Annotated in this window: 14 protein-coding genes; 11 read left to right on the top strand and 3 right to left on the bottom strand. The window is 70.6% G+C overall.

Annotated elements, in window-relative coordinates; genetic code table 11:
* The coding region (locus VFX14_00370; protein HEU5188120.1) for an inositol monophosphatase family protein at positions 1-668 on the bottom strand (668 nt) is incomplete at its 3' end.
* Between the two features lie 74 nt (positions 669-742).
* Between VFX14_00370 and corA the strand changes: the two genes are divergently transcribed.
* The 10 genes from corA to VFX14_00320 all read left to right on the top strand — a co-directional run bounded on the left by corA (position 743) and on the right by VFX14_00320 (position 10449).
* Complete coding sequence (corA, locus tag VFX14_00365) at positions 743-1735, top strand: magnesium/cobalt transporter CorA (GenBank protein HEU5188119.1); 993 nt, start codon at positions 743-745, stop codon at positions 1733-1735.
* Positions 1735-2667 carry a ketopantoate reductase family protein gene (locus VFX14_00360; GenBank protein HEU5188118.1) on the top strand — a complete coding sequence of 311 codons (933 nt, stop codon included), beginning with the start codon at positions 1735-1737 and terminating at the stop codon, positions 2665-2667. The genes corA and VFX14_00360 overlap by 1 nt, the downstream gene beginning before the upstream one ends.
* 71 nt (positions 2668-2738) lie before the next feature.
* Positions 2739-4595, top strand: a complete 1857-nt coding sequence (locus VFX14_00355) for an ABC transporter ATP-binding protein (GenBank protein HEU5188117.1) — start codon at positions 2739-2741, stop codon at positions 4593-4595.
* Complete coding sequence (locus VFX14_00350) at positions 4582-6360, top strand: ABC transporter ATP-binding protein (protein ID HEU5188116.1); 1779 nt, start codon at positions 4582-4584, stop codon at positions 6358-6360. The genes VFX14_00355 and VFX14_00350 overlap by 14 nt, the downstream gene beginning before the upstream one ends.
* Complete coding sequence (locus VFX14_00345) at positions 6357-6701, top strand: MGMT family protein (protein ID HEU5188115.1); 345 nt, start codon at positions 6357-6359, stop codon at positions 6699-6701. Before VFX14_00350 ends, VFX14_00345 begins: the two co-directional genes overlap by 4 nt.
* 16 nt (positions 6702-6717) lie before the next feature.
* Positions 6718-7746, top strand: a complete 1029-nt coding sequence (locus tag VFX14_00340) for an LLM class F420-dependent oxidoreductase (GenBank protein HEU5188114.1) — start codon at positions 6718-6720, stop codon at positions 7744-7746.
* Positions 7747-7753: 7 nt separating this feature from the next.
* Positions 7754-8245 carry a YbaK/EbsC family protein gene (locus VFX14_00335; protein HEU5188113.1) on the top strand — a complete coding sequence of 164 codons (492 nt, stop codon included), beginning with the start codon at positions 7754-7756 and terminating at the stop codon, positions 8243-8245.
* Entirely contained in the window at positions 8242-9003 is a 762-nt protein-coding gene (locus VFX14_00330; GenBank protein ID HEU5188112.1) for an SDR family oxidoreductase, read from the top strand. The genes VFX14_00335 and VFX14_00330 overlap by 4 nt, the downstream gene beginning before the upstream one ends.
* Positions 9004-9016: 13 nt before the next feature.
* On the top strand, positions 9017-9985 hold the full coding sequence (locus VFX14_00325; GenBank protein HEU5188111.1) for a hypothetical protein: 969 nt from the start codon (positions 9017-9019) through the stop codon (positions 9983-9985).
* Positions 9982-10449 (top strand): peroxiredoxin, encoded by a 468-nt coding sequence (locus VFX14_00320; protein ID HEU5188110.1) that lies wholly within the window; start codon positions 9982-9984, stop codon positions 10447-10449. The genes VFX14_00325 and VFX14_00320 overlap by 4 nt, the downstream gene beginning before the upstream one ends.
* Here the strand turns inward: VFX14_00320 and VFX14_00315 are convergent.
* Entirely contained in the window at positions 10433-11335 is a 903-nt protein-coding gene (locus VFX14_00315; GenBank protein ID HEU5188109.1) for a DMT family transporter, read from the bottom strand. The two genes, VFX14_00320 and VFX14_00315, sit on opposite strands and share 17 nt — an antisense overlap.
* Positions 11336-11358: 23 nt before the next feature.
* Between VFX14_00315 and VFX14_00310 the strand changes: the two genes are divergently transcribed.
* On the top strand, positions 11359-11823 hold the full coding sequence (locus VFX14_00310) for an SRPBCC family protein (protein ID HEU5188108.1): 465 nt from the start codon (positions 11359-11361) through the stop codon (positions 11821-11823).
* Positions 11824-11863: 40 nt separating this feature from the next.
* Here VFX14_00310 and VFX14_00305 read toward each other — a convergent pair.
* The coding region (locus VFX14_00305; protein HEU5188107.1) for a ferritin-like domain-containing protein at positions 11864-12406 on the bottom strand (543 nt) is incomplete at its 5' end.

Here is a 12406-nt window from a genome sequence, read left to right as displayed (position 1 = left end):
GCTTCCTCGACGAGGAGGAGCCCGGCGGCCACGTCCCACGGACCCAGCACCAGCTCCCAGTACCCGTCGAGCCGCCCCGCCGCCACCGCGGCCAGCGTGATGGCGGCGGAGCCGAGCTCGCGCACGCTGCGGTTCTGCCGGGTGAAGGCGGCGTACTCGGCGAGGTTGTTGTCGGGCGTGTCGCGGACATCGTAGGGGAAGCCGGTGGCGAGGAGGCTCGCCCCGAGCTCGGCGGTCTCCGACACGGCAAGTTGCCGGCCCTCGAGGAACGCCCCGGCGCCCCGCTCGGCCACGAAGCACTCGTCGAGGCTCGGATCGTAGACCACGCCGACCGCCATCCGCCCGGCGATCTCGAGCCCGATCGACACCGAGAAGAGCGGCAGGCCATGGACGAAGTTCGTGGTCCCGTCGAGGGGGTCGATGATCCACCGGTGCGTCGAGGCGCCCCGGGCGCCGCCTTCCTCGCCGAGTATCGCGTGGTCGGGGAAGCGGGCGCGGATGGCATCGACCACGAGGGCCTCCGCCTGCCGGTCCAGCTCCGTGACGAGATTGATCGGGCTCGATTTGGCGGTCACGGATCGGGCTGCCCCTCGATGGGCGCGCAGCAGCGCGCCGGCCTCCCGCGCGGCGGCGACGGCGATCTCCCGGAACGCGTCGGTCTCGGCCATGGCGAGGGAGGGTATCACGTGGAACGATTGACAACCATGCGGCCGCCTCGGCTACAGTGAGCACGGAGGTCATCATGGAGCCATCTCCGGTCCCCGGCGTCGTCAACTGCGTGGCCTACGCAAAGGGCCACCGGGTGAGCGAGGTCCGCGTCGAGGACATCAGCGAGGTGCTGGAGCAGCCAGGCGGCTTCGTGTGGCTCGGGCTCTACGAGCCGGGCCCCGAGCTGCTCCAGACCGTCCAGCGCGAGTTCGGTCTCCACGAGCTGGCGATCGAGGACGCCCTGCTCGCCCATCAGCGGCCCAAGCTGGAGCGCTACGGGGACTCGCTCTTCATGGCTCTCCGCACCGCGCAGATGGATCGCGAGCACCACTGCGCGGAGTTCGGCGAGACCCACATCTTCGTGGGCGCCCGCTACATCGTCTCGGTGCGCCACGGGGCCTCGCTGTCCTACGCGCCGGTCCGCGCGCGCTGCGAGGCGAACCCGCGCTTGCTCGCCCTGGGGCCGGGCTTCGTCATGTACGCGATCATGGACTTCATCGTGGATCAGTACTTCCCCGTGGTGGACGAGCTGGAGACCGAACTCGAGCGGGTCGAGGAGGCGATCTTCGGCGAGCGCATGAGCCGCGAGACCACCGAGGAGATCTACAATCTCAAGCGGAGCCTCCTCGAGCTCAAGCGCACGGTCTCGCCCCTCGTCGACATCTGCAACCGACTGGTCCGCTTCGACCTCGAGCTGGTGCCCGAGGATGTGCGGCCCTATATTCGGGACGTCTACGACCACTCCGTCCGGATCAACGAATCGGTGGACACCCTGCGCGAGCTCCTCACCTCCGCCCTCGAGGCCAACCTCTCCCTCATCGCGGTGGCCCAGAACGAGTCGATGAAGAAGCTCGCCGCCTGGGCCGCCATCATCGCGGTTCCGACCATGATCGCCGGGATCTACGGCATGAACTTCGAGCACATGCCGGAGCTGCACTGGGCGTTCGGCTATCCCGTCGTCATGGGCGGGATGATCACCGCGTGCATCGGCCTCTATTTCCACTTCAAGCGCTCGGGGTGGCTCTGATGCGCATCGTCGTCATGGGGACCGGCGGCACCGGGGGCTTCTTCGGCGCGAAGCTCGCGCGGGCGGGGGAGGCGGTGACGTTCGTGGCGCGGGGCGAGCACCTGCGGGCCATCCAGGCGGGGGGCCTCACCGTCAAGTCCGCCACCGACGGCGAGTGGACGGTGCAGGCCGACGCTCGCGAGCGCCTGGACGGTCAACCGCCCGCCGACCTCGTGCTGTTCTGCGTGAAATCGTTCGACACCGAGGCGGCGGCGGAGACCATCCGGCCGGTGGTGGGCCCGGCCACCGGTGTGCTCTCGATCCAGAACGGCGTGGACAACGAGGACAAGCTTGCCGCGACCCTGGGCCCCGGGCACGTGATCGCGGGGATCGCCGAGGTCTTCGCGGTGATCGAGGCGCCCGGGGTGATCAGACACACGCTGCTCGGGCGGCTGCGCTTCGGTGAGATGGACGGAAAGGAATCCACGCGGGTCCGCGCGTTCCTGGAGGCATGCGGGCGTGCCGACATCCCGGCCGAGCTGGCCGAGGATCCGCTTCGGATGCTGTGGGAGAAATACGTCTTTCTCGTCGCCCAGTCCGGCATGTCCACGCTCACGCGCTGCCCGGCCGGCGTCCTGCGCCAGTATCCGGAGACGCGGGGAATGTACGAGCGACTCATGGACGAGCTGGTCCGCCTCGGCCGCGCCGCGGGGGTGGGGCTCGACGCCGGACTGGTGCCGGCCGTCATGCAGCGGCTCGACGCGCTCGGGGCGGGGGCGTTCTCCTCGCTGCACTATGACTTCACGCACGGCAAGCGCCTCGAGCTGGAGGCCCTCCAGGGGCACGCGGTGCGCCTCGGGGAGCGGCTGGGCGTACCGACGCCCACCCTCGCCGCCGTCTACGCCGCGCTTCGTCCCTTCCGCGACGGACGTCCGCCGCAAGCCGCGGGCTGATCGCGGGCCCCGCGCGGGCGTCCGCCCGCTATACTGAGCCGATGTCGACGGCTCGGCGGTTTCTTCGTTACTTGCGCCCCTACCGCCCGCGCTACCTCGCGGGCGTGGCCTGCCTGATCCTCGGTGCAGCCTTCTCGCTCGCCATTCCCTGGACGGTGAAGGAGGCGGTGGACGCCATGGCGGCGGGCGCGGACCACGGCGTCCTCGTCGCGTCCGCCGGGCTCATCCTGGCCCTCGCCGTGTTGCACGGGCTCGCGCGCCTCGGGTCGCGCTTCAGCATCATCGGGGCCGGGCAGTGGGTGGAGCACGACCTCCGGCGCGACCTCTACGCATGCTTTCTCCGGCTGCCCGCCGCGTTCTACCATGTGCGCCGCACCGGTGACCTCATGTCGCGCGCCACCAGCGACATCACCAACGTCCGCGCGCTCGCCGGCTTCGGGGCCGTGATGCTGCTGCAGACCACGTTCGCCTTCGTCGGCGCCCTCGCCGCGATGCTGAGCATCGATCCCTGGCTGACCCTCTGCGCCATCGCGCCCACGCCCATCCTCGTCGCCGCCATCAAGCGCTTCAGCCACGCGGTGGACGAGCAATCCACGCGCGTGCAAGAGCAGCTCGGCGAGCTCTCCGCCAAGGTGCAGGAAAATCTGGCTGGCATGACGGTGGTGCGTGCGTACACGATGGAGACGAGCGAGATCGCGAGTTTCGGGCGGCTCAACGCCGAGTATCTGATCCGCAGCGCGCGCCTGGCCCGCACCCAGGCCGGCTTCTGGCCGCTCATGGGATTGGTCGGCGGGTTCGGGGCGCTGCTCATCCTCTGGCTCGGCGGGCGGGGCGTGATGTCGGGCCGCATCACGCTGGGATCCTTCGTCGCCTTCAACGGCTATCTGGCGTATCTCGCCTGGCCCACCGTCGCGCTTGGCTGGACGCTGGCGGTGGCCCGTCGCGGCTTCGCCTCGATGCAGCGGATCACCGAGATCTTCGACGCGTCGGAGGCGTCGGCGCCGATTTCGTCTACCATCAGCGGGGGCCCAGAAATGGCCCCCGCCATGCCTTCTGCTCCCGCGAGGCCGGGGGGCGGTCTCCCTACCATCAGCGGGAGCCCAGAAATGGCCCCCGCTCTCCCCCACCCGCGGCCACCGCTTGTCGATCCTGCGCTCCCCGAGCCGCGGACGATCCTGGCGACGGGGGCTATAGAGTTTCGCGATCTGTCCTTCACGTATCCGGAGCGCGGGGAGGTATTGCGGGACGTGACGCTCACGGTGCCCGAGGGGGCGTTGGTGGTGGTGGTGGGGCCGACGGGCAGCGGCAAGTCCACGCTGGCTTCCCTCGTCTGCCGCGTCTACGAGCCGCCGCGCGGCGCTGTCTTCGTGGGCGGGCAGGACGTGGTGGGGGTGCCGCTCGGCGTCCTCCGGCAGAGCGTGGCCTACGTGCCGCAGGAGGCGTTCCTGTTCTCGCGCTCGCTGCGGGACAACGCGCGGCTCGCCGCGGACGACGCGGACGAGGCGCGGGTGCGCATCGCCGCGGCCATCGCCGGGCTGACGGAGGAGGTCGAGACGTTCCCCGAGGGCTGGGACACCGTGGTGGGGGAGCGGGGCCTCACGCTCTCGGGAGGCCAGCGGCAGCGCGTGGCCCTGGCCCGTGCCCTCATCGCGGACGCGCCCTACCTCGTCCTCGACGACGTGTTCGCGGCGGTCGATCCCGCCAAGGAAGCAGAGATCCTTCGCGCCCTCAAGGACGTGCTGCGCGGCCGCACGACGCTGGCGACCACGCATCGCCTGCGCATCGCGGAGGCGGCGGACTGGATCGCGGTGCTGGACGAGGGCCGTCTGGTCGAGCAGGGCACGCACGCCGAGTTACTCGCCGTCGGCGGGCTCTATGCGCGCCTCTGGCGCATCCAGCAGATCGAGGCGGAGCTTGAGCAGGCCTGACGACGAGGTCCTCGGGAAGGCCTACGATTCCCGGCTGATGGGGCGGCTCTGGGAGGTCACCCGGCCGCACCAGCGCCTGGTCGTGCTGTCGCTGATCCTCTTTCCCCTCACCGCCGCGGCCGAGCTCCTCGGGCCCTACCTGGTCAAGCTCGCCATCGACCACCACATCCTGGTGGGCGACTCGTCGGGCCTCGGCGTGATGGCGGCGCTATTCCTGCTCACGCAGATCGGTCTCTACGGGCTGCGCGTGAGCCAGGCCTACGTCACCCAGGTCACTGGCCAGCGCGTGATGCACGACCTTCGCCGGGCACTGTTCGCCCATCTCCAGCGGCTCGAGGCCGCATTCTTCGACAAGAATCCGGTGGGGCGACTCATGACGCGTCTCCTCAGCGACGTCGAGGCCATCAACGAGATGTTCACGAGCGGCGGGGTGGCCCTCGTGGGCGACGTGGTCACGCTCACCGGCGTGGTGGTCATCCTCCTGCTCCTGAACTGGCGCCTCGCCCTGGTCACCTTCGCGCTGGTGCCGTTGCTCGTCCTCGGCGCGGCGTACTTCAGGATCAAGGCCCGCCAGTGCTACCGGATCATCCGGGTCCGGCTGGCCGCGCTCAATGCCTTCCTGCAGGAGTCGCTGCAGGGTATGACGGTGATCCAGCTGTTTGCGCGCGAGCGGCAGGAAGCGACGGCCTTCGCCCAGCTCAACGGCCAGCTCCGGGCCGCGCAGTTCCGCTCCACCCTCTACGACGCGTCGCTCTACGCCACGGTGGAGGCGATCGGCTCGGCGGCGGTGGCGGTGCTCCTCTGGTACGGCGGCGGTCAGGTGCTCACGGGTGCGCTCACGTTCGGCGGCCTCGTGGCCTTCATCGAGTACACGAGCCGGTTCTTCCTGCCCATCCGCGATCTCGGCGCCAAGTACTCGGTGATGCAGGCCGCCATGGTATCGGCGGAGCGGGTGTTCGGGCTCCTCGACACCGCGCCCGCGATCGTCGGTCCCGTCCGACCGGTGACTCGGCGCGCGGCGGCCGCGCCCGCGGTGGAGTTCCGCGATGTCTCGTTCGCGTACCGGGAGGGCGACTGGGTGCTGCGGCGCTGCTCGTTTCGCATCGGCGGGCAGGAGCGCGTGGCGCTCGTGGGGCCCACCGGCGAGGGCAAGACCACCATCGCGCGGCTCATGACGCGCGCCTACGAGGTGAGCGAGGGCCAGGTGCTGGTGGACGGCGTGGATGTGCGCGAGTGGGACCTGACGGCGCTGCGGCGCCACGTGGGCCTGATCCCGCAGGAGCCTTTCCTCTTCGCGGGGACTTTGCGTGAGAACCTCGCCATGGGGCACGACGGCAGCGGGGACGGGGAGGCTCTCCGCCGCGCGCTCGTCCGCGCGCAAGCGGACCGGGTGGTGAACGCGATGCCGGGCGGCCTCGACGCCATCGTGCGCGAGCGGGGCGTCAACCTCTCGCAGGGCCAGCGGCAGCTGCTGGCCATCGCCCGCGCCCTCATCTATAATCCTCGCGTTCTCGCCCTCGACGAGGCGACCTCGAGCGTGGACGCGGAGTCGGAGCTCCTGATCCGCGCGGCCATGACGGAGCTGCTGGCGGGGCGGGCAAGCGTGATCATCGCGCACCGGCTGTCCACCATCCAGAGCGCGGACCGGATCCTCGTGCTCCATCGCGGGCGCGTGCGGGAGACGGGGCGTCACGCCGAGCTGATGGCGGAGGGCGGGCTGTACGCGCGGCTGTACGAGATGCAGTTCGGACGGGAGCCGGCATGAAGGCGTTTCACGCGGCGGTGTATCGTCTGGTGCGGCAGGTCCCGCGGGGACGCGTGGTGACGTATGGTCAGGTTGCCGCGCTGCTGGGCTACCCGCGGGCCGCGCGGGCGGTGGGCCAGGCGATGCGGCATTGCCCCCCGTCGCTGCCCTGGCACCGGGTGGTCAACGCGCGCGGCGGCATCAGCGTGCGGGGTAACGTGGGGAGCATGCTGACGCAGCGGATCCTCCTCGAGCAGGAAGGCGTGCGGGTGCGGCGGGGGCGGCTCTCGCTGGTGAGCTACCGGTGGTCGGGGGGACGGGGCGGTCGGCCCCTTCGGCTCGCCGCGCTCGAGCAGTTGTGACGGTCAGGGAGGCGACATGCGACTGGGACTGAACCTCGGCTACTCCGGCGCCAGCATGGGGATGGATCTCACCCTCGTCCAGGAGGCGGACCGCCTGGGCTATCACTCGGTGTGGTCCGCCGAGGCGTATGGCTCCGACGCGGTGACACCACTGACGTGGGTGGCCGCGCGCACCGAGAAGATCCGCGTGGGCACCGCGATCATGCAGATTCCCGGACGGACGCCTTCCCTCACCGCGACCACCGCGCTCACCCTCGACCAGCTTTCGGGCGGACGATTCCTCCTGGGGCTCGGCGTCTCCGGGCCGCAGGTGGTGGAGGGCTGGCACGGCGTCCCCTTCGGCAAGCCGCTGCAGCGTACGCGCGAGTACGTGGAGATCGTGAGGGCGGTCTGGAAGCGCGAGAAGCCCCTCGAGTTCAAGGGGGACTACTACCAGATCCCCTACAAGGGGCCCGACGCCACCGGGCTCGGCAAGCCGCTCAAGTCCATCCTGCACGGGCGGGCCGATATCCCCATCTATCTCGCCGCCATCGGCCCGAAGAACGTGGCGCTGGCGGCGGAGATTGCCGACGGCTGGCTGCCGATCTTCTTCTCGGCCGAGCGTATGCGCGTGTTCAAGGAGTACCTCGACGCGGGCTTTCGCGCCGCGGGGGGTGGCAAGTCACTGGACCGCTTCGACGTGGCGCCCACGGTGGCGGTGGTGGTGGGTGACGACGTGGCGGCCTGCCGCGCGCGGATCAAGCCACAGCTCGCGCTCTACGTGGGCGGCATGGGGGCACGGGGGAAGAACTTCTACAACGAGCTGGTCTCTCGCTACGGCTACGAGGGCGAGGCCAAGCGTATCCAGGATCTTTACCTCGCCGGCAAGAAGGAGGACGCCGCCGCGGCGGTGCCCGACGCCCTCGTGGACGAGATCGCGCTCTGCGGGCCGAAGGCGCGCATCCGCGAGCGGCTGGCCGTGTGGAAGGGCTCCGGCATCACCACCCTCATCGTGGGGGCGCGGACGCCAGACGCGGTCCGCCTGATGGCGGAGCTGGCCCTCTGATCCGTCCATGAAGCCCGCTGCCGCGAAAGTGCAGGCCGCCATCACTGCGTCCGGGCTCAACGGCAAGGTGATCGAGCTCGACGTGCACGCACGCACGTCGCAGCAGGCGGCGGACGCCCTCGGGGTCGAGGTCGCCCAGATCGCGAAGTCGCTCGTGTTCGTCGTCAACGACGCCCCCATCATGGTCGTCGCGGCGGGCGACAACCGCGTCGACGAGAAGAAGGTCTCGGCGCTGGCCGGCGGTTCGATCCGCCGCGCGGATCCCGACCTGGTGAAGCAGGCCACCGGCTATTCGATCGGGGGCGTGCCGCCGTTTGCCCACGCGAGCCCGCTGCGGATCTGGATCGATCGGGATCTGGGCCGCCATGCCGTCTTCTACGCCGCGGCCGGGCTGCCCGAATGCGTGTTCCCGCTCAACCTGGATGAGCTCGTGCGTGCCAGCGGAGGCGTGCTGGCGGACGTGAAGCAGGACGGCCCGCAACGAGGAGGTCAGCCATGAAGCTCAAGGACAAGGTCGCGCTGGTCACGGGGGCGGGCTCGGGCATCGGCCGGGCGACGGCTCTCCTCTTCGCCCAGGAGGGCGCGCGGGTGGCGGTGGTGGACGTCCGCGAGGACGCCGCCAAGGCCACCGCCCAGGAGATCGAGCGGGGCGGCGGTCAGGCGCTGGCCCTCCGCACCGACGTGAGCCTCGCCGCCGACAATCAGGCGGCCGTGGAGCAGACGGTGGCGCGCTGGGGCCGCCTCGACATCTTCTTCGCGAACGCGGGCGTGCCGGAGCGGCCCACGCCGGTGGAGGAGCTCGACGAGGCGACCTTCGACCGGATCATCGCCGTCAACGTGAAGGGGCCCTTCCTCGGCGCCAAGTACGCGGCGCCGGTGATGAAGAAGCAGAAGAGCGGGGTGATCCTCATCACGGGCTCGACCTCGGCGGTGCGCCCGCGGCCGGGCGTCCAGGCCTATTCGGCGTCGAAGGGCGCGGCCCACGTGCTCGCCAAGAGCCTCGCGCTCGAGCTAGCCCCCTTCGGCGTGCGCGTGATCGCGATCGCCCCGGTGGCCACCGAGACGCCCATGCTCCCGACCTTCATGGGCAAGGACAAGGTGGACGAGGAGGGAATGACCCGCTATCGCGCCACCGTGCCGCTGGGGCGGCTCAATCAGCCCGAGGACCTCGCGCGCGCCGCGCTCTTCCTCGCATCGGACGACGCCGCCATGATCACCGGCTCCACCGTCGAGGTCGACGGGGGGCGCTGCATCTGAGCGTGGCGGCGCCATGAAGGTCGTTCCCCTCGCGGCCGACTCCCTCGGCGTGCGCTCGGTGGCCACCTACGTCGAGTGCGGCGAGACGCGCATCCTCATCGATCCGGGCGCCGCGCTCGGGGCGAGCCGCTTCGGGCTGCCCCCGGCGGATGCGGAGTGGGAAGCGCTGCGTCGCGCCAACGATCGCATCTCCGCCTACGCGGAGCGCGCGGGCTGGATCTTCGTGAGCCACTACCACGAGGAGCACTATCGCCACGATCCCGCTATCTATGCGGGGCGCTCGGTCTGGGCCAAGGATCCGCAGCGCATGGTTGCGGGCGCGCAGGCCGAGCGGGCGCGCCAGTTCTGGCAGGCCCACGCCGCGGAGGCGCGCCTGGACTCCGCCGATGGTCGCTGCATCGAGACACCTGACTGCATCCTCGCCGCCTCGCCGCCCCTGTCCCACGGCGCGGAGGTGTCGGGGCTCGGGCACGTGATCGCGCTCACGGTGACGGACCGGCGTACTGGCCAGCGCTTCGTGCACGCCTCCGACGTGCAGGGGCCGCTGTCCCCGGTAGCTGCCGCCTATCTCGGGCGCGAGCGGCCGAGCCTGCTCTATCTCTCGGGGCCGCCGGCGTACCTCGAGCATCGGCTGGGCCGGGCCCACGTGGAGCAGGGCGTGGAGCATCTCTTGCGTATCATCGATCGCACCGGGTGCCGCGTCATCATGGACCACCATGCCGTGCGCGAGGAGAGCTACCTCGAGCGCTTTCGACGGCTCTGGGACACCGGCCGTGTGATGACGGCGGCGGGTTTCCTCGGACTCAAGGATCAGCCGCTCGAGGCGCGGCGCCGACGCTTGTGGGGCGCGCAGCGCAAGCCGCCGGCCACGTTGCCGCGGCGCCCGCTGGGGACACGGGCCGGGCCCCGCCCGGCCGACGGCACCTCGAGACCTTCAGACGAGCGGCCCGCGCGGCGGGCCAGAGGAGGGATGGCGCGGTGAGCGACGAGAAGACGCTGGCACCGGGGGATACCGCCCCCGACTTCACCTTGAAGACCATCGGCTTGAAGGACGTCAGTCTCCGCGAGTATCGCGGAAAGAACGTCGTCCTGCTGTTCTACCCGCTGGACTGGACGCCCGGCTGATCGACCTGCATGCCCGCCTTCGACCGCCGTGTGCGGGATTTCGAGGCGGCCAATACCCAGGTTCTGGGTATCAGCACGGACAGCCCCTTCAGTCACGAGAACTGGGCGAAGTCGGTGGGCATCTCGAACTATCCACTGCTCTCCGACGTGCACCGCGACGTGGCGAAGGCCTACGGCGTGTACTGGCCGGACTGGAACGCCAACGTGCGCGCGACCTTCATCGTGGATCCGCAGGGTCGGGTCCGCTTCGTGGAGCGCTACGGGCGCGGGTCGCTGCCCGACCCGGACAAGATCCTCGCCGAGATCAAGAAGCTCGGCTGATTCGGGTGGTCATCCCGACGCCGGCGAGCACGGCGAGGCCGCCCAGGATCTCTGCGGGCTCGATGCTCTCGCCGAGGATGATCCAGGCCAGAACCACGCCCACCACCGGCTGGAGGTTCATGAAGATTCCCGCCCGGCTGGCGCCGACCTGGTGCACGCCCTCGTACCACCAGACGTGCGCGACCGCGCCCAGCACCGCCTGCAGCATCACCACCGCCCACGCCGCCGGCGAGGCCCAGTCCGGCGCGGGGAACAGGCGGGCAGTGAGAAAGGGCACGGGGAGGAGCATCAGCGAGCCCAGCACGTAGGCGGCGGTGGTGGCGAGGGCGGGGGAATGCACGGCGAGCACGCGCTTGCCGTACACCGTGTAGACGGCCCAGCCCGCCTGGCCGAGCAGGATGATGAAGTCTCCGGGCAAGAGCTCGAGGTGGGCGATGGCCCGCCAGCTCCCGCGTGTCACCACGAGGAGCACCCCGAGCGTGGACAGCCCCACGCCCGCCCACTGCCGCCGTCGCAGGCGCTCCTTCAGGTAGAGGCGGGCGCCGAGGGCGACCATGACGGGCGAGGCGGCCTGCAGGAGCGCGGCGCTCGACGCGGTAGTGAAGGCGATGCCGAGATAGGTGCCCCCGGTCGACACGAAGATGCCCGTGAAGCCCAGCACCGCGAAGGTCCGGACGTCGGCCCACGACAGCGCCCGGAACTCGTCGAAGCCGCGGCGAAACAGGAGCACGACGAGGAAGGCCGAGGCCAGGCTCGTGCGCAGCACGACGAGCACGTACGGCGGGAAATGGGCGAGGGCGATCTTGGCGAACACGGGATAGGAGCCCCAGAGCGCGGCGATGAGGGTCAGGATCAAATAGGGACGCGTTTGACCGCCGCCGAGCATCTGCGTATGATAGCGCGGCCCGCATGCCGGACCACGTGATCGAGACGCGTTTCTGGCTGCCGCGACCGCGCGCCGACGTCTTCGCCTTTTTCGCCGACCCGCAGAATCTCGCGCGCGTGATGCCGCGGCTCCGCTGGCGCGTGCCGCCGCCGCCCCTGGAGGCGGGCGCGGTGCTCGACTTCCGTCTCTCCGTCCTCGGGATCCCGACCTCGTGGCGAATGGTCGTACGCGAGTGGGACCCGCCCTACCGCTTCGTGGACGCGCTCGTGCGCGGGCCGTTTGCCCGCTGGGAGCATCGCCACCGCTTCCTGGAAGGGCCGGGGAGTGAGGCGCCGGGGGGCCCGCCGGGCACCTGGGTGGAGGACCGTGTCACGTACCGCCTGCCGGGCGGGCCGCTGGGCGTCGCTCTCGATGGACTCGGCGCGAGCGCACGGATCAACGAGGCCTTCGCCCGCCGCGCCGAGCGAATCCGGGCGCTGCTGGGCTAGGCGGTCGCGGGGAGAGCCGAGGGATCCGCGTCCAGCGGCGCTAGGCCGTCGCGGGCAGCTGGATTCCGAGGGTTTCCAGCCGCGGGCGCACGCGCTCGGTGAGGAGCCCGATGCGGGCGAGGTTCGACACCATCGCGCCGTGCATCTCGCGCCGGAAGTGCTTCCGGAACACCGCGTAGTCGTTCCGCGCCGCGACCCCGCGCCGGTGGGTCTGGACCTCGGCGATCTGGGCCGGGGTGAAGCCGATGTCACGGTAGGGCTCGGCGGGGAAGAAGCCCGTCAGCACGCGCTCGATGGCGGTGCAGGTGAAGTCTTCCATCTCGTGCCGCTCGCGCTCGCCCGCCTCCCGCACGATGGCGGGCAGGGCGAGCATCCCGAAGCCCATGTGCCGCGACTCGTCCTGGAGGATGCGGCCGCAGATCTCGGAGAGCAGCGGGTCGACCGCGCACTCCTGCATCATCCGGAACATGGACACCGCGAAGGTCTCGGCCACGAGCTGCAGCGCGATGGTCTTGATGTACCAGCGGGAGTCCGTGAGGATCGCGTCGAAGATGAAGCGCTCGTTCTCCGGCATGGGGTAATG

The organism is Candidatus Methylomirabilota bacterium (assembly GCA_035764725.1).
GTDB lineage: Bacteria > Methylomirabilota > Methylomirabilia > Rokubacteriales > CSP1-6 > DASRWT01.
The sequence above is the reverse complement of the archived record's forward strand: the minus strand, read 5'-3'. Positions and strand labels throughout refer to the sequence as shown.